Annotated in this window: 21 protein-coding genes, 2 tRNA genes and 1 pseudogene; 10 read left to right on the plus strand and 14 right to left on the minus strand. The window is 69.8% G+C overall.

Going from position 1 to position 22,543, the window contains the following annotated elements:
• Positions 1-3 precede the first annotated feature (3 nt).
• From FB465_RS12020 to FB465_RS12035, 4 genes and pseudogenes are all read left to right on the plus strand, one after another.
• A pseudogene (locus tag FB465_RS12020) lies at positions 4-567 on the plus strand (4Fe-4S dicluster domain-containing protein); the annotation flags it as partial.
• A 137-nt stretch (positions 568-704) separates the two neighbouring features.
• Positions 705-1,313 (plus strand): Rieske (2Fe-2S) protein, encoded by a 609-nt coding sequence (locus tag FB465_RS12025; RefSeq protein ID WP_145790184.1) that lies wholly within the window; start codon positions 705-707, stop codon positions 1,311-1,313.
• Positions 1,310-1,702, plus strand: coding sequence for a DUF6755 family protein (locus tag FB465_RS12030; protein ID WP_145790186.1), 393 nt, complete (start codon positions 1,310-1,312; stop codon positions 1,700-1,702). Before FB465_RS12025 ends, FB465_RS12030 begins: the two co-directional genes overlap by 4 nt.
• 65 nt (positions 1,703-1,767) lie before the next feature.
• Positions 1,768-1,841 (plus strand) — tRNA-Lys (locus FB465_RS12035).
• A gap of 182 nt (positions 1,842-2,023) precedes the next feature.
• Here FB465_RS12035 and FB465_RS12040 read toward each other — a convergent pair.
• From FB465_RS12040 to FB465_RS12050, 3 genes are read right to left on the minus strand one after another with little or no spacing between them, the layout of a single operon-like run.
• The gene (locus FB465_RS12040; protein ID WP_145790187.1) at positions 2,024-2,653 is read right to left on the minus strand and encodes a DUF2625 family protein; all 630 of its coding nucleotides are present in this window, start codon (positions 2,651-2,653) and stop codon (positions 2,024-2,026) included.
• Complete coding sequence (locus FB465_RS12045) at positions 2,650-3,468, minus strand: hypothetical protein (protein ID WP_145790189.1); 819 nt, start codon at positions 3,466-3,468, stop codon at positions 2,650-2,652. Before FB465_RS12045 ends, FB465_RS12040 begins: the two co-directional genes overlap by 4 nt.
• Before the next feature lie 16 nt (positions 3,469-3,484).
• Positions 3,485-4,141: a NucA/NucB deoxyribonuclease domain-containing protein gene (locus FB465_RS12050; RefSeq protein ID WP_145790191.1), complete on the minus strand. Its 657-nt coding sequence runs from the start codon at positions 4,139-4,141 to the stop codon at positions 3,485-3,487.
• A gap of 41 nt (positions 4,142-4,182) precedes the next feature.
• Between FB465_RS12050 and FB465_RS12055 the strand changes: the two genes are divergently transcribed.
• On the plus strand, positions 4,183-4,521 hold the full coding sequence (locus FB465_RS12055; protein ID WP_145790193.1) for a hypothetical protein: 339 nt from the start codon (positions 4,183-4,185) through the stop codon (positions 4,519-4,521).
• Here FB465_RS12055 and FB465_RS12060 read toward each other — a convergent pair.
• From FB465_RS12060 to FB465_RS12105, 10 genes are all read right to left on the minus strand, one after another.
• Positions 4,505-5,751, minus strand: a protein-coding gene (locus tag FB465_RS12060; RefSeq protein WP_145790195.1) for an IS3 family transposase whose coding sequence is annotated in 2 segments (ribosomal slippage) — positions 4,505-5,409 and positions 5,409-5,751 — 1,248 coding nt in all. Because the reading frame shifts where the segments join, the coding sequence is not laid out codon by codon here. The two genes, FB465_RS12055 and FB465_RS12060, sit on opposite strands and share 17 nt — an antisense overlap.
• Before the next feature lie 57 nt (positions 5,752-5,808).
• Entirely contained in the window at positions 5,809-6,237 is a 429-nt protein-coding gene (locus tag FB465_RS12065) for a WXG100-like domain-containing protein (RefSeq protein WP_211785764.1), read from the minus strand.
• A 316-nt stretch (positions 6,238-6,553) separates the two neighbouring features.
• Entirely contained in the window at positions 6,554-7,909 is a 1,356-nt protein-coding gene (locus FB465_RS12070) for a cytochrome P450 (RefSeq protein WP_281292334.1), read from the minus strand.
• Positions 7,910-7,936: 27 nt separating this feature from the next.
• Positions 7,937-9,064, minus strand: coding sequence for a selina-4(15),7(11)-diene synthase (locus FB465_RS12075; RefSeq protein ID WP_246192629.1), 1,128 nt, complete (start codon positions 9,062-9,064; stop codon positions 7,937-7,939).
• Between the two features lie 270 nt (positions 9,065-9,334).
• Positions 9,335-10,756: a cytochrome P450 gene (locus FB465_RS12080; protein WP_145790197.1), complete on the minus strand. Its 1,422-nt coding sequence runs from the start codon at positions 10,754-10,756 to the stop codon at positions 9,335-9,337.
• Complete coding sequence (locus tag FB465_RS12085; protein ID WP_145790199.1) at positions 10,750-11,370, minus strand: GTP-binding protein; 621 nt, start codon at positions 11,368-11,370, stop codon at positions 10,750-10,752. Before FB465_RS12085 ends, FB465_RS12080 begins: the two co-directional genes overlap by 7 nt.
• Positions 11,351-11,710, minus strand: coding sequence for a DUF742 domain-containing protein (locus FB465_RS12090; RefSeq protein WP_145790201.1), 360 nt, complete (start codon positions 11,708-11,710; stop codon positions 11,351-11,353). The genes FB465_RS12085 and FB465_RS12090 overlap by 20 nt, the downstream gene beginning before the upstream one ends.
• Positions 11,707-12,090: a roadblock/LC7 domain-containing protein gene (locus FB465_RS12095; protein WP_425461245.1), complete on the minus strand. Its 384-nt coding sequence runs from the start codon at positions 12,088-12,090 to the stop codon at positions 11,707-11,709. Before FB465_RS12095 ends, FB465_RS12090 begins: the two co-directional genes overlap by 4 nt.
• Positions 12,091-12,107: 17 nt before the next feature.
• Entirely contained in the window at positions 12,108-13,637 is a 1,530-nt protein-coding gene (locus FB465_RS12100; RefSeq protein ID WP_145790205.1) for a sensor histidine kinase, read from the minus strand.
• Between the two features lie 409 nt (positions 13,638-14,046).
• On the minus strand, positions 14,047-16,065 hold the full coding sequence (locus FB465_RS12105) for a galactose oxidase early set domain-containing protein (protein WP_246192630.1): 2,019 nt from the start codon (positions 16,063-16,065) through the stop codon (positions 14,047-14,049).
• 410 nt (positions 16,066-16,475) lie between these two features.
• Between FB465_RS12105 and FB465_RS12110 the strand changes: the two genes are divergently transcribed.
• The 5 genes from FB465_RS12110 to FB465_RS12130 all read left to right on the plus strand — a co-directional run bounded on the left by FB465_RS12110 (position 16,476) and on the right by FB465_RS12130 (position 20,431).
• Entirely contained in the window at positions 16,476-18,743 is a 2,268-nt protein-coding gene (locus tag FB465_RS12110) for a Dyp-type peroxidase (protein ID WP_246192631.1), read from the plus strand.
• A gap of 120 nt (positions 18,744-18,863) precedes the next feature.
• A complete protein-coding gene (locus FB465_RS12115) occupies positions 18,864-19,529 on the plus strand; it encodes a GOLPH3/VPS74 family protein (RefSeq protein WP_145790207.1) in 666 nt (221 codons plus the stop codon).
• Between the two features lie 68 nt (positions 19,530-19,597).
• A tRNA-Lys gene (locus FB465_RS12120) sits at positions 19,598-19,671 on the plus strand.
• Positions 19,672-19,832: 161 nt separating this feature from the next.
• Positions 19,833-20,099, plus strand: a complete 267-nt coding sequence (locus FB465_RS12125; protein WP_145790209.1) for a hypothetical protein — start codon at positions 19,833-19,835, stop codon at positions 20,097-20,099.
• Between the two features lie 44 nt (positions 20,100-20,143).
• Entirely contained in the window at positions 20,144-20,431 is a 288-nt protein-coding gene (locus tag FB465_RS12130) for a hypothetical protein (RefSeq protein WP_145790210.1), read from the plus strand.
• Positions 20,432-20,449: 18 nt separating this feature from the next.
• Here FB465_RS12130 and FB465_RS12135 read toward each other — a convergent pair whose 3' ends face one another.
• Positions 20,450-22,405, minus strand: a complete 1,956-nt coding sequence (locus tag FB465_RS12135) for a phosphocholine-specific phospholipase C (RefSeq protein WP_145790212.1) — start codon at positions 22,403-22,405, stop codon at positions 20,450-20,452.
• Positions 22,406-22,543: the final 138 nt, after the last annotated feature.

Genomic DNA, 22,543 nt, shown 5'->3' on the forward strand with positions numbered 1-22,543 from the left:
CGGGTGCTCGGGAGGACGATCTTCATCGACCCCGGCCGCTGCATCGGCTGCCAGGCCTGCGTCTCGGCCTGCCGGGAGTGCGACTCGCACCGCGGCAGGTCGATGATCCACCTCGACTACCCCGAGGAGGGCCGTTCCGTCGCCTCGCTGCCCACCGTCTGCATGCACTGCGAGGACCCGGTCGCCCCGTGCGCCGAGGTCTGCCCGGCGGACGCGATCCTGATCACCGCCGACGGCGTGGTGCAGGAGGCCGACCCGACCCGCTGCATCGGCTGCGCCAACTGCGTCAACGCCTGCCCGTTCGGGGTCCCGAAGATCGACCTCGAGGCGAAACTGCAGATGAAGTGCAACCCCTGCTACGACCGCACCTCGTACGGACTGGCGCCGATGTGCGCGACGGTCTGCCCGACCGGGGCGCTGTTCTACGGGACGCTGGAGGAGCTGCAGGCCGAGCGGCCAGGGGTGGACGTCTCGACGATGTTCGCGTTCGGGGACGTGACGGTCAGGACGGGCGTGGCGATGGTGGTGCCCGCCGAGCAGCGGGCGGCCGTGCCGGGCGGGCTGCCGCCGGGCGGGGTGCCGGTCGGGGACGTACCGGACGGCCCGGTGTCGGCCGCCTCGCGCTCCGACGGCGCGCCGGCGGGTGGACTGCTGCGGGTCATCGAGGTCAACGGGCGGGCCACGCCCGGGAACGGAGCGGTCTCGTGAGCACATCGCCCGAGGAGCACGCGGCCCTGGTCGACCGGATCAGCGCCGACTCCCTCACCACCCGCCGCGACTACCTGCGGATCGTGGCCACCGTGTCGGGCGGGCTGGTGGTCGGCTCGACGGTGGTCTCGGCCGGGGTTCTGCACCGGCACGGCGACGGTATCGCCGAACCGCTGAAGGTCGCCGACCGCCTGGCCAGAGGCCAGGCCGTCACCTTCACCTACCCGGGCGAGGACGACCGGGCGATGGCCGTCCGGCTGGCCGACGGGTCGGTGGTCGGGTACTCGACGATCTGCACCCACCTTGCCTGCGGAGTGCTCTGGCGCAAGGACCGCGGCGAGGACGGCGAGCTCTACTGCCCTTGCCACGAGGGCGTGTTCGACGCCCGGACCGGCGAGGTGACGTCCGGGCCGCCACCGCGTCCGCTCCCCAAGGTGGTCGTGGTCGAGGACGAGGACGGCGCGGTCTGGGCGATCGGCACCGCCCGATCCGGCGAGACCGAACGGGCCGGGCTCTGCCGTGGCCTGCGCGAGAGCGACCCCGAGCTCGCCGCCCGGGCCGGCTGCGACGGCTCCCCGGTCGGTACGGCGGGTGGTGCGTCATGACCTCCCCGGACCTCCCCGAGAGCCACCTCCCTGAAGGCCACCTCCCCGAGGGCTACCGCCCCGGCAGCGACGAACCCCGGCTGAACCGCCCCGTCCCCGAGCGCTACCCCCAGATCCGCGCCACCAGCGGCTACGCCGACCCGCGGGTCACCCGCACCGGCCCGGGCCCCGGTGCGGGCACCGAGCAGGAGCCCGGGCGCTCCTCGATCCTCACCGCCCGGGTCGTCCTCGCGATCACCGTGGTGATCGGCCAGCTCTGGGCGCTGACCGTCGCCACCGACGCCTGGATGCGGGGAAACACCACCACGGCCTGGTGGTGCACCGGCTTCTCGGCGGCCTCGTTCCTGGTCGTCCTCGTGGCATGGCGGATCATCCCCCGCGACCGCTGAGCGTGATCGGATGATCACGATTCGGAGATTCGGCCGAGGTCGCGTAGAGTCTCCGTCGTCAGCAGGCGCCGCTAGCTCAGTTGGTTAGAGCAGCTGACTCTTAATCAGCGGGTCCGGGGTTCGAGTCCCTGGCGGCGCACAGCGAGGCAATCGCCTGACCAGGCCGTTCTTCCTTCGGGAAGAACGGCCTTCGGCGTTCCCGGGGCTCGGTGCCGGCGAGAGGCTGACCGCGCCGTCGTCCGCCCGCACGGGCCTGGGCCCCACCGAGGAAGCCTCTTCGGTGGGGTCAGTCCGTCGATACGTCATTCGCGAACGGTCGCTTCAGCTCGTGCTGAGGTGAATCGTGGCGCCGTCCGGTGCGTTGTGGATCTTCTGGGCGATGGGGCCCCGAATCTGCATGGTGACGGCCGCGTCCTTGACCGACAGGTTGTCGAAGTCGTAGCTGCCACCCATGACGAAGAACTGGAGCGGGATCAGGCGCTCGTTGGGCTTGAGCGCGCCGTTCTCATTCTGGAACGCGTGGGCGAAGGAGTTCACCCCGTTGACGTCGGGGTCTGCGAGCAGCCACTGCGCCCAGGCTTCGAGGCTGGTGCCGAGGGGCGTCACGTCGGCGGTCTCCGGATCGAACCGGACGACCTCCTCGCCGCCCATAACGGCGAACTGGTTACCGAAGAGGTCCTGCCCGAAGCAGAACAGGTCGTCGGCAAGGCCGGCGTAGGAGTCCTTCCAAACCTCGTCGGAGTTCCAGGACAGCATGTCGGGCCCAAGGCCTTCCTCGCCCACCCGGAACACCTGGATGCCGCCATTGAACAGAAAGAACCCGTTCATGCGGGAGATCACTCGGCCGAGCTCGACCAACGGGCCGCTCTCGACACCGAAGTCGAGATCGATCGCCGGGCCCATCGGGCCGCGGGCGCGGCCCATCAGCTGCTCCAGGGCGCTCTGCGTCATGCGTTCTTCTCCGCTGCTTCGGGGCCGATCGGCCGGGTCAGATACTGCTCTCGTACCCGGTCGGTCGTGACCAGGCGCAAAGTCAGCTGCAGAACAGGAGCGTCGGGGATCGCGTCCCACTTCATGTACGGCCACCACCGGCTGTGAGCGGCCAGCAGCATCTGCTCGCCGCGCGGAATGTCGCCGCGCACGGCGTACCAGCCGGCCATCCAGAGGCACGTGGCGAACCGGTCCGGCTTCTCGTCGGACGCCTCGGCCACGGCGTGGGCACGCTCGAAATCGTTGGCTTTGGCCAGGGCCTGCCAGACGAGGGACTTGTCGGTCGCGGCCAGCTCGTTGAAGCCGCGTTCGAGCAGTTCCGTGGTGGCTACGTCCAGCGATCTGGCCGGCCCGCCCCAGTCGAAGTGGCTCGGCAGCAACTCCTCCACGGGGCGCTCGGGCAGTTGCTCCGCCAGCCAGAGCAGGTCCTCGCTCAGGTTCCGGCCGGCCGGGACATGCTCCGCGGCTGCCAGCAGTCGCGACGGGGCCGGTGTGCCCCCGTGGAGCTCGGCCGCCAGGAAGGCGCTGCGGAAGGGCACGTCCTGGTCACACAGCTCACCGCCGAGGGGGCCGTCCTGGGCGATGATCGCCTCGGCCAGCTCGGCGGCCTCAGCGAAGCGGTCCTGCCAGAAGAGGATCTGGATGGCAGCGGCAGTCGCCTCCCACACCTCGTCGCGGTCACCGTCCGCGCGCCTGGCCATCGCCAGCAAGTCGGGCAGCAGCTCGCTGAACCGGCCATGCCGGGCTTGGGCGATCAGCTCTTCAGCGGCATTCATCCGGTCTCCCTCCTTGCTAATGTTTCACCCTGATTTTGACGCGAGCTCCTTCAGGTAGGCCGCGTACGGCGCTGCCCATGCTTGAGCCTGAGCCCTGATTGTCGCCGCTGGGTATGTACTTTACGCTCGCGCCCGTGCCGCCCTCCTTGTACATGGCGGGCGGGTACTCGTCGCGGTCGTCGGGCGAACGAGTCGGGATGCCGCGCAGCGAGTCCTCGCGGTTGGCGTCACCATTGGGTCGGTCGATGGTCACCACCGATGGCTTCGGCCGCCCCTGGTGGGACTGGTCGCCTCGCCAGATCTCGCCGCGCTGAGCCTCCTCGATGTGGTCGGCCGAGTGGGGATACCTGGACCGGGGGATGACCATCTCGGCGTCATAGTCACCCTTGACCCCGAAGTGCTGGCCAATCTTGGACCGGGCATCAGCCTGTCGCCTGATGCGCGCCCTGGCGCCCGGTCCGATCTCCCCGTGGTTCTTACCGATCTTCTCGGCGAGCTTGATGATCTCCTTCTTGTGAGCATCATCAGCATCGAGAATGTGTTTGACCACCTTCTCGGTGCCATGGCCAGCCTGTTTGTACATGTCGGAGACCGCGCGGCCGGCCTCGTGGCTCAGCTTCTTGCCTATCTTCTCGGCGGCGTCTTCCAGCGCCTTGGCGATCGGATGACTCAACTGAACGACACCCCCGAGGTGGCAGCAGCGAATGTACTGACGTGACCGGTCACTTGGTCGGAGTGGTCGTGAAGCGTGGCTGCCAGCCGCAGCAGCTCCTCTGGATTGATCCGGAAGCCACCTCCGCCCCCACCACCGGTACCGCCGGCGGGGGCCACCCCGTCCAGGGCGGCCTGGACGCCCTTGAAGACCAGGCCGGCGAGGGCTCGCTCGACCACCTCTTCCAGGGGGCCGATGGCCTGCTCGACGAGCTGCCCGATGATCTGGTCCTCGAGCTCCTGCAGGAGCCGGTTGACGATCCGTTTGGTCGCCTCGATCAGGGGGGCGGGCCTTCGCCCTTGAAGGTGGACACGCGTTCGTGTGTCACGCGGCGAGCGTGAGCTTAGCCGTGTGGTGTCGTCGTTCGTATTCGTTGGGGCTGAGGTGGCCGTTGGCGGAGTGGCGGCGGCGGGTGTTGTAGCGCGTCAGCCAGGCGAAGACGGTCCTTCTGCAGGTGACGGGGTCGCCGTAGTCGCGGGCGCCCTGGAGCGTCTCGCGTTTGAGGGAGGCGTGGAAGCTCTCGCAGGCCGCGTTGTCCGCGCTGCTGCCGACCGAGCCCATCGACTGGGTGACGCCGAAGTCCGAGCACAGGTCGGCGAAGGCCCGGGATACGTATTGCGCCCCGTGATCGGTGTGGAACACCGCCCCGTCCAGACCGCCGCGGGTCGCGGCCGCCATCCCAAGCGCGTCGGCGACCAGGCCGGTGCGCATGTGATCGGCGATGGACCAGCCCACGACCTTCCGGCTGAAGCAGTCCAGCACGGTCGCCAGGTAGAGGAACTCCCCGTCCGCCAACGGCAGATACGTGATGTCGCCCATGTACTTGCGTCCCGGCTCCGGCGCGGTGAAGTCCCGCTGGAACAAGTCCGGAACCGTCTGCGCGGCCGGATCCGGGATCGTGGTGCGGACCCTTTTGCGCAGGCGGACACCGGCGATGGAGTACATCCGCATGACGCGGGCGACTCGTTTGTGGTTGACCCGCGCGCCGGACTCGCGCAGTTCCGCGGTCACCCGGGGCGAGCCGTAGGCGCCGCCGGAGACGGCGTGGATGCGGCGTATCTCCTCGGCCAGGAGCCGGTCCTCGCGTTGCCGGACCGCCCTGGCCTGGGCACCGCTCAGCCACTTGTAGTAGCTGGACCGGTTGACGTCCAGGACCTGGCACAGCCGCTTCACCTCGTAGGCGTCCCGGTGGTCGTGGACGAACTGGAAGCGGCTCACCAGTTCGTCTCGCCGGCGAAATACTTGGCCGCCTTGCGGAGTATGTCCCGCTCGGTGGCCAGCTTCCGCTCGCTCGCCTCAAGCTCGGCCACCCGGGCCTCCAACTGCCGGATCCGCTCGTCCGGGTCGGCGGTCGGTGCCGGCTGTCCCGTCCCGGCCGGTGCTGCCTCGCCTGCCCGAGAGGCGGTGGGGGCGACGCCACGGCGTTCGCGGTCCCGCAGCACCCACTCGCGAATCGTCGCCCTGTTGATACCCAGGTCAGCGGCGATGCTCTTGTAGGTCGCCCCGGGCGTGGACTCGTACAGGGCCACGGCATCGGCCTTGAACTCGTCCGAGTAGTCCTTCATCGCCATCGGCGGTGTTCTCGCTTCCTCCGAATCAAGCAGATCCAGTATCAGCGTGTCCACCAGTCAGGGCGAAGGCCCGGCCTCGGCCGCCTCGGCGACGCCCAGTGTGGCGACGGCCGCAGCCTGGGCGGCGATGAACTCGGCCGCCATGATTCCGAGCTCGGTGATGACGGCCAGCTTGGCGGCCACGATGGCGTCTGCTGCCACGTCGAGCAGCGTGGCCACGGTGCCGCAGATCTGGACGATCTCGGACATGTGGTCGTTGGACATCTTGGTCCAGCGCTCGACCAACTGCTGGTAGGAGTCAGCCTGGTAATGCTCCGCCATCTGCCGGATGGTCGCCGTGGCTGTCTCGTGGGTGCTGTCGATGTTGGTGGCGAACTTGCGGACGTGGTCAGCGAACTCCCGCACCTTGTCCTCGTTGACCTGGGGCCAGTTGAGGCCCAGCAGGTCCATCACCCAAATCAGTTCGCTGGGTAGCTCGATCGCCACGTTCCCCCCGTTGCAGTCGCCCTGACATGGACCCAGCACAGACTAATACGATTGGATGACAGCTCGTCGAGTGGCCGCAACCCTTCACCGATCCCGCCAGAGATGACCTGATGACCGCTCACAGACGGAGCTGCTGCCGATCGAAAGACTGCTAATGACCGGCCACGGCGAGGGCCTGGCGCACCGTGCGCCACCGCCGACGCCGTGTTGATCCGCACCAGCTCTTCGTGCGCGCGGGCCGCGTCAGCCTACGAGCGACGGTCCGGGTGGGCGTGACGCACACAGACGCGGTGCGCCCGGCGTTCGGGCGGCCCGTTCAGGCCGGGGCCGCCGTCTCCCGCGGGTGGACCGTCATCGGGACGCGGTCCGGGTGGGGCATGGCCGCGATGGCTTCCCGGGGGGTGTGCCCGGGGACGGGGCGCAGCTGCCAGCGGGCCAGGACAGTGGCGAGGGTGATGGTCATCTCGGCGCGGGCGAAGGCGTCCCCGATGCACTGACGGGAGCCCGCGCCGAAGGGGAGGAACCCCGCGCGCGGCAGGTCCGCCGCCCGCTCGGGGAGCCAGCGGTCGGGGTCGAAACGACCGGGCTCGGGGTAGAGGACCGGGTCGCGGAGCAGCGCGTACGGGCTGAACGCGACCTCGGTTCCCTCGGGGATGGTGACTCCGCCCAGGTCCACCGGCGCAGTCGTACGGCGCATCAGCAGGGTCACTCCGTGCAGCCGGAGCACCTCGTCCAGCACGCGGCGGGTGTAGGTGAGCCGGGGCACGTCCTCGAAGCCGACGGGCCTGGTGCCCACAACCTCGTCGATCTCCGCGAGGAGCTGCTTCTCGACCTCGGGGTGCCGGGCAATCTCGTGGAAGGCCCAGGCCATCGTCGAGCCGACGGTCTCCGTGCCGGCGAACAGGATCGTGACCAGCTCGTCGCGGACCTCGACGTCGGTCAGTGTCTCGCCGGTGTCCGCGTCGCGGGCGGCCAGCAGGGTCGACAGCAGGTCGGGGCTGTCGGCGTGGTCGCGCCGGCGGGTGGCCGCGATCTCGTCGTCGATGACCTGCCGCAGGTTCGCCGCGGCCGCATCGAACTTCCGATTCGACGGGAGTGGCAGCCTGTCCAGGAACTGCGGGGAGACCGCGCGCAGCAGGATGTACTTGAGGATGGTCGGGGTGTCCCGGCGCACCACGTCCACGACCGGCGTTCCGATCTCGGCGGCGAACATCGTCGCGGCCAGCGTGCCGATCGAGAACCTGGCCATCTCCTCCTCCATCGCGAGCGTTCCGCCGGGCTCCCAGCTCGCCGCGAGGTCCCGGGCCCGGTCGCTGATGATGTCGCAGTAGCCTGCGATCCGGGTCCGGTGGAACGAGGGCTGCATCAGTCTGCGGTGGCGCCGGTGGAGCTTGCTGGGGGCCGTCGCCAGGCCGTCGCCGACGAATCCGCGGACCCGGTCGAACAGCCGGCCCTTCTCGAAGCTGGACCCGTGGGTGACCATCACGGCGTGGGCCAGTTCGGGGCTGGCGACGAAGACGACCGGCAGGGTGCCGAGGTCGACACGGACCAGATCGCCCGTGGCCCTGAGGGACTTGACGAACGCCAGCGGCCCTCGCGACATCGGCCAGACGTGGCCGAGGAACGGGAGTCCGCCCGGTGCGCGCGGGATCGACTCGAGTCCGGATGCCACCTCGGTGCTCCTTTCTGCTGCTGGGATCTACGCGGTGCGAAGTGCCGCGAGCTTGGGAAGGGCGTAGAGGGTCGAGCGGTGGTCCGCTCGCTGGGAGGAGGACTCGCGGGGCAGGAGATCCCACCACCAGGCGATCGCCGGTATGTCCAGCGGCTCCTGGCTGTCGTCGGTGGGTGTCTCGCGGAAGGCCTCGGGGAGGTCCGCCGGATCGTCCGGGGTGGTGTAGCGCAGGGAACTGATGCCCCAGTCCTGAGCCCCCCGGATGAAGGCTTCGAGGCTGTCGAGGTACTGCCGCAACTGCGGGCTGCCCTGCCTGCGCAGGCTGTCGCAGAGGCGGACGAAGAGGCACAGCACGCGGTCGCGGTGGGCGATGGCCGTGGACAGGGCCTCGTCGGGTGTGACGCCGTGCGCGTGCTCCAGCACCCGGATCACGTTCAGGTAGTACCGGCCGGTTCTGCTCTCCTTGTGGTACGAGAAGAGGTCGTTGTCCCAGCAGATGATGAAGTACGCCATCTCGGCCGCGGCCCGGACGGACGTCTGGTCCCGTTCGTGGGGCTGGAGTTCGTAGCCGTGCCCCATCTCCAGCAGGGGCAGGACGACCGACGTCGCGCCGTCGTAGATGCGCATCAGGGTGTAGTCGTTCAGGTCGGGGACGGTCCCGCGGCTGCGGTGCTCGGCCTCCCAGACCACCGAGAGGAAGTACTCGCGCAGGGCATCCACCCAACGGGCCACCTGGCCGGCCGTGCCGTACGCGGAGATTCTGCGTCTGAGGTCCCGCAGACCCGAGGCCAGCGAGTCCTCCAGCAGCATCGGGGCCTCCGGGTTCTGAGCCACCCTCAGCAGCCGGGACAGCGCCCCGAGGAGCTCTCCGGGACGGCTGCCCAGCTCGCCCTCCTCGCAGAAGCCGTCGTCCACGCCGAAGAGCCACAGGACGAAGTCGGCCAGTATCCCGACGACTTCCTCGCGCCCCTCGGGGAGGATCCGCGCGGCGAATGTTCCTATGTCGTGTTTGATCAACTGGCTGCGCAACTCGGGGGAGCCTATGTCGAAGGCGTCCGCCCACGCGGCGGTGCGCCGGTCGATGACCTCGTGGCGAGGGTGGATGGCCGGTGAGTAGGGCGAGAAGATCGGCGGAACGGTCGTCAGGTCATGCACTCCGTCACCTCGGTCGCTTGACAGCTCTCCCACCTGTCGCCGGGTTTCCGCCGAAGCGGTCCCCGTACCCAGCCGAAGTGGATCACGCGCAAATACATCGGTATTTGACCGATTCCGTCAAGGGTGTGATCGCGCCACTGGCCTGAATTGACATGTTCTTCACGAGATCTGATCGTACGTCATGATGCTCGGAGAGCATATGCCAGCAGGGTCCGTAGTGGACGGACGATCCCGACCCCTACGGACCCTGCTGCGCAATAAGATTGGCGACTATTTCCTGCGGAACCTCGCCGCCAGCGCGCTCCACCAACTCCGGCGCTGCGCCTGCTCGACGACGGGCAGCGGTTCCGGAGCCGCCACGGGGGCCGCCGCAGGGACCGGCGCCGCGACCTCTGCCGTGGTCTCGGCGGCGGAGGCCGGCTTCGGCCTACGAGCCGTGAACCTGACGGGCAGTCCGGCGAGGTGGCGGGACAGCCAGGCGGAGGTCCAGCGCAACTCGTCCTCGGGGACCGCCAGCTGAAGGTCCGGCAGGCGGGTGAGCAGGATGTCGATGCCGGTCTCCGCGATGGCCCGGCCGATGTCCTGCCCGGGGCACTCGTGCGGGCCGCTGCTGAAGGCGAGATGCGAGCGGTTGCCGTACAGCGGCGTGGTCAGGTCCGGACGGACCGCCGGGTCGACATTGCCGGCCGCCAGACCGAGCAGCAGCAGGTCGCCCTCCTTGATCTTCTGACCGCCGAGTTCGGTGTCCCCGGTGGCCCACCGGCCCGGGATCGCCGACAGCGGCGGTGCGTCCCAGAGCACCTGGTCCAGGGCGTCGGGCAGCGTCATGTGACCGCCCGACAGGTTCGCGCGGAAGCGGTGGTCGGTGAGGACCATCTTCAGCGTGTCCGCGATCAGGTTGACCGTGGTCTCGTTCGCGGCGATGAGGACCAGCCGGACGTGCTGCATCACCTCGTCGTCGCTGAGCTCGGCCTCGTGCTGCAGCAGCCAGGACGCCAGGTCCGGACCGGGGGCAACGCGCTTGCGCTCGACCAACTGCTGCATGGTGGTCACCACGTAGTCGTTGCTGGCCAGGGCCGTCTCGGTGCCCTTCATCAGGTCCCGGGCAGCCTCGACCAGGCGGGGCCCGTACTCCTCGGGCATGCCCAGCAGCTGTGTCATGACCAGCATGGGCAACTGCTCGGCGAACTGGCTGACCAGGTCGACCGACCCGGCGGCGGCGAAGCCGTCGATCAGCTGGTCGGCGAAGCGGGTGACATGGCGCCGGATCCCGCGCCGGTCGAACATTCCGAGGCTGTCGTTGACCGCCCCGCGGAGCCGCTTGTGCTCGGCACCGTCCGCGAACACGCAGAGCGGCTGCCAGGCCACCATCGGCATCAGCGGCGAGTCCGGCGCCACCTGGTTCTCCTGGAACGCCGTCCAGCGGCGGGAGTCCCGGGAGTACGTGGAGGGCGTACGCATCGCGATGAGGTTCTCCCGGTGGCCCAGGACGAGCCAGGCGGGGAGGTCGCCGTGCAGCAGCACGGGCGCGACGGCGCCGTGCTCGCCGCGCAGCTTCTCGTACAGACCCATCGGGTCCGCCTCGGCCTCCGGCCCGTAAAGCCGCCGAAGGCCGTCGGGGCCGAGCCCGTGGGCCGGGCAGCCGGGCGGCGGTATGAGGGAGGCGTCGGCGGGTGGCTGCGTGGTCACGATCTCTCCGGGGTCAGGGTCAGGGAGTAGAGGTAGCGCATCAGGGCCATCAGTACGTCGCGGCCGGAGTCGCGCCTACGGGCGTCGCACTCGACGATCGGGACCTCGTCCGGCAGGTCCAGCGCGGCCCGCAGCTCGGCGATGGGGAAGCCGGGCGATTCCGGGAAGCTGTTGACCGCGACCACGAACGGCACCCCGCGCTCCTCCAGCCGCCCGATCACGTCGAAGCTGACCTCGAGGCGACGGGTGTCGACCAGCACAACGGCACCCAGCGCGCCCTCGAACAGGCCGTTCCACAGGAACCAGAAGCGCTGCTGGCCGGGTGTGCCGAACAGGTAGAGCACCAGCTCGTCGTTGATGCTGATCCGGCCGAAGTCCATGGCCACGGTGGTCGCGGTCTTGCGCTCCACCCCCGCGAGATCGTCGACGCCGGCGCTCGCCTGCGTCATCGTCTCCTCGGTCGTCAGCGGGCGGATCTCGCTCACGGCACCGACCAGGGTCGTCTTGCCGACCCCGAACCCGCCGACGATCACCACCTTGACCGCGGTGGCGGCCGACGCCGGCAGAATGTCCTCGCTCCGTGGCCCTACGAGCGTCTCAGAGCTTCTGAAGTCCATGCATCACCGCCTCAATCAGGGCACGGTCGGGAAGAAGGGCCTGCGGAACGGGGGCTCGTGCCTCCACCCGCCCGTCGGACAGCAGGTCCGCGAGCAGGACGGTGACCACGCTCATCGGCAGGCCCAGGTAGGCGGAGATCTCGGCAACCGAGAGCGGGGAGTGGCAGATCCGCAGGATCGCGGCATGCTCCGGCTGCATCGTCGGCTGCGGTTCCGCCCGCGAGACGATCAGGGTGACCAGGTCGAGGACGGTCCGCTCGGATAAGCCGCTGCGGCCCCGAGTGATCACGTAGAGCCGCTCGGGGTTCCCTTCGTCCCACTCCTGGCCCGTTGGACTCACGCGGCCTCGCCGTTGCGCGGCGGGGTGCTGAGGTGCTCACCGATACGGGCGACCAGATCCCGCATCCGCTGGCCCATCAGCCCGGCGTCGACCCCTTCGTCGGCCAGCACCGCAAGGTAGGCGCGGGCGCCGGCCGCCATCAGGTAGAAGAAGCCGCCGCCCATCTCGATCACGACCAGCCGCATCCGGCCGTCGCCGTGCGGGAACTCGGTGGCCACCGCGCCCGCCAGGCTCTGCAGGCCCGCGCAGGCCGCGGCCAGGCGGTCGGCGGTGTCGGTGTCCGTGCCGTACTGGGCCATGCGCAGGCCGTCGGAGGACAGCACCACCACATGCCGCGTCTGCGGGACGCTGTCCGCGAGATCCTTGAGCATCCAGTCCATGTTGGCCCGCTGCTGAATCACTGCTCACCCTTACCTGATGACGACTCGTCACTGTTGTGGCCGGTTGGAGCGGCGGCCGTCTGGCCGTTCACACCGCTCTGGAAGGCGGCCAACCACATTCCGGGCTGCACCGGCGCATCGGCCGGTTCAAGGTCCTTGGAGGTCGCAGCCCTGGGAGCCGCAAGGGGCTGTGCGGGGACGGCGCCCGTGCGGGGGGCCGGCGCCGCGTGGCGGCGACGCCGCTGCGGCAGCCCGTTCTCGGTTCGCTCGCTCACCACCGGGTCCTCGCTCTCCCCGGCCGCCCACGGCTGCGGACCGGAGGCCAGGCGCGCGGCCTCCGGAGAGGCAGCGGGCGGGCGCGGGCCGGATGCCACACCGATGCCGTGCGCCCTGGCGGTCGCCGGCGCGGTGGTGATCAGTTCCTGCGGCACGATCAGCACGGCGCGCACACCGCCGTACGCGGAGGGCCGCAGCGAGACCTGGAAGCCGTACACCTGCGCGAGGCGGCCGACCACGGCCAGACCGAGGCGCGGCGTCTCGCCGAGGTCGTTGAGGTCGATGCCGGCCTGGGCCTCCTTGAGCATCCGCTCGGCGCGGGCCCGGCCCTCCTCGCTCAGGCTCAGGCCGCCGTCCTCGATCTCGACGGCGATGCCGGTCTGCACCTCGACGGCGGTCAGGTGCACGCGAGTCTGCGGCGGCGAGTAGCGGGTCGCGTTGTCCAGCAGCTCGGCGAGCGCGTGGATCAGCGGCTCGACGGCAGGGCCGACGACGGCGACCTCGGACACCGGGTGCAGCTCCACCCGCTGGTAGTCCAGGATCCGCGAGACGGCACCGCGCAGCACGCTGTACAGCGGCACCGCCTTGCCCCACTGCCTGCCCGGGCGGGCGCCACCGAGGACGGCGATGCTGTCCGCGAGACGGCCGACCAGCGCGTTGCCGTGGTCCAGACGCAGCAGGTCGTCGAAGACCGCCGGATCGTTGCCGTGCCGGTCCTCCATCTCACGCAGGTCCTGGGCCTGGCGGTGGACGATCGCCTGCACGCGGCGCGCGATGTTCACGAACGCCCGCTGCGCGGACTCGCGCAGACCCTCCTCCGCGTCGACCGCCTCCAGGACGGAGCGCAGCACGGTCTCCTGCGCGGCCTGGAACTCCGGTGTGACGGTGCCGTCGTGGGAAGCGGCGTCCTTCAGCACGTCCTCGACGAACTCGCCCTGCTGGAGCCGGCTCACCGCCTGGGGCAGCAGCAGCTCGGCCAACTGCACGGTCTGGGCCTCCTGCTGCGCCAACCGCTGCCGCAGCTCGGCCTCCTGCTGCGCGTACCGCTCGCGCAGTACCGCGAGCGCGCGCCCGCGACGGGCCGTCTCGGCCGCGATGACGGCCACGGCCACGGTCGCCGCCGCGCCGCAGCAGGCAACAGCCAAGCGCGCTCCGGAGGAGACCACCGACACGGCGACGGCAGCAGCTGCCGCCATCACCGCCGTGGGCAGGAGCCACACGAGAACAGGAGCGGAGCGCCGGCCTCCGGGTGACGATCCAGCACGAAGCATCAGCGTCCTCAAACGATCGAAAGGTTATGGAACGACGAGCAGGACTCGGCACCAGCGGTGAGGCGAGCAGGTGGTGTCACGCCGCCCGAGGCCTGAGTGCAACAAGGCCGACTTGGCGTAATCACTCCGGAACGCTGAGCCGGAAGTAGCATAGCCGGTTTTCCGGATCTTCCTGACGCTGTCTCAACATGCTTGTGACCTGCGCACTTTGACTCAATGTGATGGATCTTCACGCGCCGCACACACCGCCCCCCAGCCAAAGTGTCATGTACTCCTCCATCGCATCGGCTCATTATCACCTACCCGGGAGCCGCCATCGCCCGGTTCCGGGTGACCGAACGTCAAACATGGGTCAAAATCTCAGAAGCCCTCCACCCGAGGTGGAGGGCCTCTCGCCGGACAGCGTAGGTCAGTTGACGGCGTCGGCCTGGCCGCCGGTCTGACCACCGGAGGTGGGCTTGAGCTGGACCCAGCCCGCCGTGCTGGGGACACCCTCCTCGTTGAGGAGGAAGAGCATGTAGTAGCCGGGCGGGGCCGCGGCAGCGGACGGAGGCGCCTGCAGCTCAAGGAAGTTGCCGCTGCGGCTCTTGATGCGCAGGTCGAGATGGCGCTGGCTGGTGTTGACCGAGTGGGTCGCGGTGGTCGGTGCCAACAGGACGGCGCGGGTGACGTCGTTGGCGGTGCTGCTGCTCACCGTGATCTTGTCGTTGTAGCCGACGGACGGGTTGAAGACGATGCCGAGGTTCGGACGGCCGCCCTGCTGGAGGTAGGCCGGCTCGTAGATCTCGATGCTGCCGTTCATGTCGTCCGTGATGTCCGGGTCGTTGGCGAGCTGCTGGAGCTCGTCGCCGGTGACCATGATCCGGCCGTCCGGGAGCACCACCGCGTTGGAGTGGTAGCCGCGCGGCAGCCGCTGGACGGGGCCGAGCCTCCAGTTCCCGTTCTGGTCACGCATTTCGGTCTGGCGGTACTTCAGATCCGCGTTGGGGTTCTTGTCGCCGTTGCCGTAGTCGCGGATGTCGAAGGCGCCGTTGACCGTGAGCAGGCTGGCGTCCGGCAGGATGAGGGTGTCGTCCTGGGTCCGCCCGAAGGCCCGGGGCTTCTCGGTGGTCCACTTGCCACCGACCAGCTGGTACGTGTTCGGGTCGTCCCGATTGCCGCCGAGGACCAGGACCGAGTCGGGCCCCTTGAAGCCGGCGGGCAGCGGTACGGCGGAGCCGTAGTTGCGCTTCATGCCGTCCGGGCGGGCCGGCAGGTCGGTCCGGGTCTCGCTGTTGATGTCGAAGAGCCACTGCTGGTCGGGGGCCCGGCCGAGACCGTAGATCTTGCCGTCGCGCAGCGAGAACAGGTGCGGGTAGTCCCACTTGAACGGCGCGTCGGCCTTGAACCTGTCCACCGCGTAGCCCTGCGGCTTGTCCGTCTTGAGGAAGGGCACCGGCGTGTTCTTGGCGGGGAAGCGCTCGACGATCGGGGTGGGGGTGCCCCAGCCCAGCTCGGACTGGCCGGACATGATCAACTGCCGTCCGTCCGCGCCGGTGACCACCGACGGGTACCACCGGCCCACCGTCATGTCCTTGTTCTGGTACCAGACTTCCTGCCAAGGGTCGAAGACCAGGGACAGCTTGGCGCCGGTGCCGCCGTTGCCGCCGAGGTTGCCGCCGAAGACCCCCAGCATCCCGTTGGGCAGGAAGGAGTGGCCGGCGCAGAAGAACGGCGCGGGGCGGGGTTCGTTCTTCCCGTCCGGCATGTTGACCACCGGAGGAGTCACCTTGGTGAACGCGGTGGGGCCGGTGCCCTTGGCCGGATCCCAGAGGAAGGCGCGGCCGGCGTTCTCCTTGCCGATGGTGTCGGTCGGCGCGGGCTCCTTCTGCGGGTTGCTCTCGATACGCTCGAAGGAGAACAGCAGCACCTTGCCGGTCGGCAGCATCGCGATGTGGGCGGCGAAGTCCGGGGACTGGAAGTACTCCCGGAACCTGCCGAACTCCGCCGCGTCGAAGCCGATGTTGGCGGCCGCCTGGGACGAGGCCAGCGCGTTGAGGCGCTCGGTCCGGGTGCTCTGCGGGTACTCGCCGACGGCCCCCAGAGCCATCCTGGTCCTGGCGTGCTCCTCGGCGTGCTCCTTGCCGAGCGCCGCGGCCTCGTCCGGGTTGACCTCGACCGGTTTCACCTGGGCCGGCTTGGCCTCGCCGGGCTTGGCCTCGCCCGATTGGGCCTCACCCGGCGCGACCTCCGCCCGGGTGGCCGACGGGGTGTCACCGTGGTCCCCGTGATGGCTGTAGGCGGCCACCGGGACGGCGGTGGCGAGCACCGTCGTGGCGGTCACGGCGGATACGGCACAGGCCGCGATCGCGGACAGCATCCTCCGGGAGGCGGGGGCCCTCCTGGTCGGCGGCTGTCCGCCGGACGCGGGCAGATTCCTGCGGGACATGGAACTCCTTGCGGGAGAGAGGTGAGGGGTGCGCGGCGGCTGCGGCAGAACGCCTGCACCGCGCCGGTCACCGGCCACGATGAGGGACACATCGTGTACGCCCAGTGACGACACTCAGTGTTCGTGGCCGAAGCGCCCGCTGTCGCGCCGGGACGCGCAGGCGGGTGAGGCTTCGTCAGGGAACGTGCTCCGCGCCCAGGCGGCACAAGGGATCCCAGGCGGACCAGCTCGACCGGGCGGGTCAACCGACGATTCGGACCTGGCAATGTTCGGGTACATACCGTAGCGTTATGACTACCCTCCGCATTCGCGGCTGGGTGCAAGCTGTCCTGCCCGCGAGCCGACGGGCGGCGCCCGGCGTGCCCTCCCACGGCCGTCCGGCGATCTCGGCCGAGTCTTCTGGAGAAAGCATGCCAAACGACCTGAAGCTGCGTGAGAGCGACGACATCCAGGGCGACGTGATCGCGGGTTTCAAGAAGGACCAGATGACGCTGCTCTTCCTCAAGTTCGAGGACGCAGCGCGGGCGCGCACCTGGGTGAAGCGCCTGGCCCCCCAGATCTCCACCACCAGACAGGTGGCCACCTTCAACGCGGCCTTCCGCAAGGCCAGGAACAGCTCCGGTGGCGACGACCCGCAGTCGCTGAAGGCCACCTGGACCAACGTCAGCTTCACCTACGAGGGCCTGAAGGTCCTGACCGGCAAGGAGCCGCTGCCCTCGGTGCGACCCGGCGGCACCTTCGAGGCCTTCAAGCAGGGCTCGGACAAGCGAGCCCTCGGCGACACCGGCGACAGCTCCCCGGAGAACTGGCTCTTCGGCGACGGCAAGGGCCAGACCGTCCACGCGGTGATCACCATCGCCTCCGACACCGTCCAGGACCTCCGGGCGGCCATCACCGAGCAGCGCGAGGCCGCCGCCCAGGCCAAGATCGTGATCGTCTTCCAGCAGAACGGCGAGACCCTGCCGGGCAGCCGGCGGGGCAAGGAGCACTTCGGCTTCAAGGACGGCGTCAGCGAGCCGGGCGTGATCGGCTACGACGAGCCGGACCCGGAGAAGCCCGAGTACGTCAAGGGCAAGCACGGCACCCGGCTGATCCCGCCCGGGGAGTTCCTGCTCGGCCACGACCGGATCGGCGGGATCCCCTACGACACGCCGCCGGACTGGGCCGCCAACGGCAGCTTCCACGTGGTGCGGCGGCTCGCCCAGGACGTCCCCAGCTGGTGGGCGCAGGTCGCCGTCCAGCTGAAGGTCCTCAAGAAGGCCAAGGTGGTGCCGGACGAGGCCACCACCGAGTGGCTGGCCGCCCGCCTGGTCGGCCGCTGGCGCTCGGGCACGCCCGTCGCCAAGTGCCCGAACGCCGACATGCCGTCCAACGCGCTCTCGGGCGACGACAACGACTTCGGCTACCGCAACGACCCGGAGGGGTTCACCACTCCCCTCTTCTCGCACCTGCGCAAGACCAACCCCCGGGACGGTCTGCTGGAAGCGCCCGGTGCTGAGCCCTTCCCCGAGAAGCCGGTCATGGACCGCCGCAGGATCATGCGTCGCGGCTCTCCGTACGGCGCACCGTTCGACCCCGCCTCGGACGGCCCGGGCGGCCCCGACGCCCCGCGCGGACTGCTCTTCGTCTCCTACCAGTCCGACCTGGTCGAGCAGTTCGAGTTCATCCAGAAGTCCTGGATCAACAACGTGAACTTCCCGCCGGGCCGCAGCAAGAAGCCCGGCCCCGACCCGATGGTCGGCCCGACCGGCAAGGTCAACTTCGAGTCCCCGGGCGCCACGACCGAGCTGAGCTTCAGCCAGTTCGTCACCACCGAGGGGTCGGTCTACGCCTTCGCCCCGTCCCTCACCACGCTGCGCTACCTCGGCGACGGGCGGCTCACCGACAAGCTGCCGAGCACCGTCCGGCCGACCGACGCCTTCCTGCCGATCCCCGACATGCAGCGGGACAAGGGCAAGAGCTGGTACTGGGCGTACGGAACCGGCAGCGAGGGACCGGTCTGCCGGACCATCTCCATCGCCGACGGCAACGAGCACAAGGACGTCGTCGAACGGCCCGACCGCCCGCTGACGACCTGGCCGATCTACGAGGGCGTGTCGAAGGTGGACGCGATCCTGCCGGTCCCGGACGAGCAGCGGATCAACGGCAGGAGCCGGTACTGGCTGTTCCACACCACCGAGGGGCAGCAGGTCTACCGGCTGATCTCGATCGCGGACCGAGCGGAGCAGGGGCTCCCGCCGGGATCGGTGGGCGCCGTCGACCGGCCCGACCGGCCGATCTCAGCCTGGGCCTCGTTCAGCGGGATCTTCCAGGTGGACGCCTTCCTGCCGGTGCCGGACATGCAGCGGGTGAACGGGAAGAGCTACTACTGGCTGTTCCACACCTTCCTCGGGCAGCAGGTCTACCGCCTGATCTCGATCGCGGACGGCAGCGCGCACAACGACGTCATCGAGCGCGGTGACCGCTCGCTGAACCTCTGGCAGTCGCTGGCCGGCATCTCGAAGATCGACGAGTTCCTCGCCGTACCGGACATGCAGCGGATCAACGGGCTGAGCCTGTTCTGGGTCTTCCACCAGGACAAGTACCGGATCATCTCCATCGCCGACGGTGCCGCGCACAACGACCAGGTCGCGGTCGAGGACCGCGCACTCACCCTGTGGAAGTCCCTGACCGGCTGACCCCGGCCAGCCCCCACCCCGACGCGAGCGGCTTCCCCTCCTGGGCCGCTCGCGTCGGCATACGCTGAGGCGGCCGGACGGCCGGCGTGCGCTGCTCGACGACAGGCAGGAGAGAGACCGGTGGACGTGTCCGACACCCTCCCGATACCCGAGGAACTGCTGCTCCTGTGTGCCGATCCGGTCACCGGGCGGCTTGCGCGGCCCGCAAGCTTCGCCCGGGTGATTGCGGGCGGCGTGCTCGCCGAGTTGCTGCTGGCCGGCGCGATCACCGTCGACGGCAGGCGCATCAGCGGGTACCAGCCGCTGGGCACGACCGAACCGGTGGCAGCCGGCGTACTGACCAGACTGGCCGGTGCGGGGAAGCGAAGCTGGCGCTTCCGGCTGGCCTCGGCCATCACCGCGGTCCCGCGCGGGTCGGAGCACGTCTTCCTCGACTCGCTGGCGGCCCGGGGCCTGGTGACGGCCGAGCCGCGCAGGCTGTTCGGGATCTTCCCCTACCGGCGGTTCACGGCCACCGGGCCGGGGCCGACGCAGGCGATCGCGTCCCGTCTGTGGGCCTCGCTCCACACGGCCGCCTTCCTCGCCGAGACGCGGCCCGCGGTCGAGCGGGACCGGCAACTGGCCGCACTGCTGGGGGTCGTCTCGCTGGAGCGCCGGCTCTTCCCCGGGCCGGAAGGCAAGGAGGTACGGCACGCGGTACGGGCGCTCTCCCGCACGCTGCCGATCGCCCGGGCCGTCCGGAGTGTCATCTCCTCGGACTCCTCGTCCGCCGGGTCCTCGGGCTGACGGGGCCGGCTCCGGGAACCCCGTACGTGCCACCCCCGCGGACCGTGTATTGTTCTCGGGGTCAGCAGGCGCCGCTAGCTCAGTTGGTTAGAGCAGCTGACTCTTAATCAGCGGGTCCGGGGTTCGAGTCCCTGGCGGCGCACAGACAGGCACAGGGTCCTCTCACTTCGGTGAGGGGGCCCTGTGGCGTTTCCGGGCATCGGACCATGGGCCGGGGCGAGGGCGCTCGCCGGTCGGCATCGGTCGGGCTGCCCTTGCGCTGTGCCGGGAGTCGCAGGAGCGTGGCGGTAGAGGCTTGGAGCCGTGTTCGGCACGGACGGTGACAGTCCTGCCGACACCATCGTCCAGTCGCTCCACGACCACGGCACCATCGAGCACGAGGTGGCCGCCGCCATCGACGGCCTCCTCGACCTCAACCTGATCCACCTGGCCGCCGGCGGTTGGAGACATAGCACGCGGCTCTGCGAAGGCGCACGTGTGCCCCGCTACGCGCCAGGGTGGACGGAGATCATGCCGATGGTGGCCCACCACCCCGCATCACCTCCAGCCTTGACTTCCTCCTCGCGCTGAGGCGCGGGGATTCCGGGCCGCGTGCCGCGTGGAGGCTTCGCCCCGTGCGTGTTCGCGTTGCCGGCCGGCGGGTGTGGTTCGAGGGCACCGGGAATCCCACGCTGCGGGAAGAGGGCGACGCCAACGACCAGCAGCTCGCGGACCGGCTCCGCGAGCTGCTGGTGGGGTGGTACGGGATGCCCGATTCCGCCAAGTTCCGCCGGCGGACGCTGCTGGCGGTCGTCCTCGTCGGGCACCTGCTCAATCAGGCGTTTTGGGGCAACCCGGAGGGCGACCCCGAGATCCTCGACGAGGCGGTCGTGCTGTTGGACCGGTATCTGCTGACGCCCTGATGCGCCACGGCCGGCGGCTCAGGGCTGGAGACGGCCGGCGAAGCGGCGCTCGAAGCCGTCGGCGGTGTCGGCGGTGACGGTGTAGTCGTAGCGGCCGACTGCGGTCGGGGCGAGGACGGTGCTCGCGGTGCCGCCGGGAGCAACGGTGAGGCTCTTCGGGGACTGCGCGGTGGGGGCTCCCAGGGCCGAGTTGGTGGAGACGGTGAAGACGGCGGGCTTGCCGCCCTGGTTGGTCAGGGTGAGGTGGACGCCGTCCGGCTGTTCGACCGAGGAGACCTCCGGGTGGGCCTTCGCCGGGTTGGTCCAGGTGAGGACGTCGCCCTTGTAGCCGCGCAGGAAGCCGTCGGGGCCGTGTGCGTCGATGTCGTACGGGCCGCCGCTGACGCCGAGGGCGCTGAAGTAGTCGGTGACCTGGCCGCCCGCCGGAAGGGTGTACTGCCAGGCGCCGAACTTGCGGAAGTTCACCGTGTACATCGAGATGCCCGCGCCGAGCCGGCCCAGGTTGTCGAGGGTGATCCAGAGCAGGCCCTTGGCGGTGTCCGTGCGCGAAGAGGAGCCGAAGCGGTAGCCGATCGGAAGGGCGGGCCGGTCGCCGGGCTCGATCTCCGGCTGGTGCTGGATCAGCGGCGGGAAGAGCGGCGGCAGCAGCTTCTTGTCCTGCTCGGCGAGGTCGGCCAGCAGCTTCTTGGTGTCCGGGAGGGCGGGGAACGTGCGGTTGCTGGTCGTGAAGTCGAAGGCGGACATCAGGTCTCCGCAGACGGTGCGGCGCCAGGCGGAGATGTTGGGCTCGCGCACGCCCGTCCAGTTCTCCAGGAATCGCAGCACGGAGGTGTGGTCGAACACCTCGGAGTTGACCCGGCCGCCGCGGCTCCAGGGTGAGATCACGATCATCGGCACGCGCGGCCCCAGACCGATCGGTGCGCCGTTGATGAACTCGTCGGGAGTGCCCTCGGGTGCGGTCGGCGGGACGACGTGGTCGAAGAAGCCGTCGTTCTCGTCGTAGTTCAGCAGCACCACGGTCTTCGCCCAGACTTCCGGGTGCGCGGCGAGCGCCTCCAGCACGTACGAGGAGGTGAAGTCCGCGCCGGCCGCAGGCGGGTGGTTGGGGTGTTCGGACTGAGCCTCGGGGGCCACCACCCAGCTGACCGCCGGGAGCCGGCCGGCGGCGACGTCCTGCGCGAAGTCGTCGGCGCCGCGTCGGGCCATGCCGTTGACGTACAGCGGGGAGTCCTGCGGGGCGGACTGGAAGGACTTGAACCAGGCGAGCGCGTTGTCGTCGTAGTTGTCCTGCTGCTGGTAGACCTTCCAGGAGATGCCCGCGGCCTGCAGGCGCTCCGGGTAGGTCGTCCAGGTGAAGCCGCTCCTGCTGTTGTCGGTCACCGGGCCGCCGCCGAGGCCGTGCGGGTCGACCGTGCCCGACCAGAGGTAGAGGCGGTTGGGGTCGGTGGACGCCATGGTGGAGCAGAAGTACTGGTCACAGACGGTGAAGGCGTCGGCGAGGGCGTACTGGAAGGGGATGTCCTGGCGGCGGTAGTAGCCCATGGTCCACCAGGTCTTGGCCGGGATCCAGTTGCTGTACCGGCCGTCGGCCCAGGCGCTGTGGGTGCCGCTCCAGGAGTGGTCGAGGTCGAAGATCCGCTGGGCGTCGCTGGTCGAGGTGTCCAGGTGCCAGGGCAGCAGGGTGGTGCCGCCGACGGTGCCGAGCATCCGCTGGTGCAGGACGTCCGAGCCGTTCGGGAAGCGGACCCGCGAGGTGTCGCCGTAGCCGCGGACGCCGGAGAGGGCGCCGAAGTAGTGGTCGAAGGAGCGGTTCTCCTGCATCAGGACGACGACATGCTCCACGTCGTCCAGCGTGCCGCGCGCGGCCGGTGCGGCCAGCGCCTGCTGGAGCGCCCCGGGGAGGGCCCCGACACCGAGCGCGGCACCGGACGCGACGGCCGAGCCCAGCAGGGCGCGGCGGGAGATGGGCGACATTGAGGACTCCTGACGAGGGTTCAGGGGCTACCGGCGAGTAGGGATGATTCCAGCGGCCGGCGAACATGGGAAGGCCTCGGAACGGCGCTTGAGGTGTACAGACAAGTCGGCCTAAACCCGCCGTAGGTGAAAATGGGA

Origin of the sequence: Kitasatospora atroaurantiaca, assembly GCF_007828955.1 — a bacterium.
GTDB classification, from domain to species: Bacteria; Actinomycetota; Actinomycetes; order Streptomycetales; family Streptomycetaceae; genus Kitasatospora; species Kitasatospora atroaurantiaca.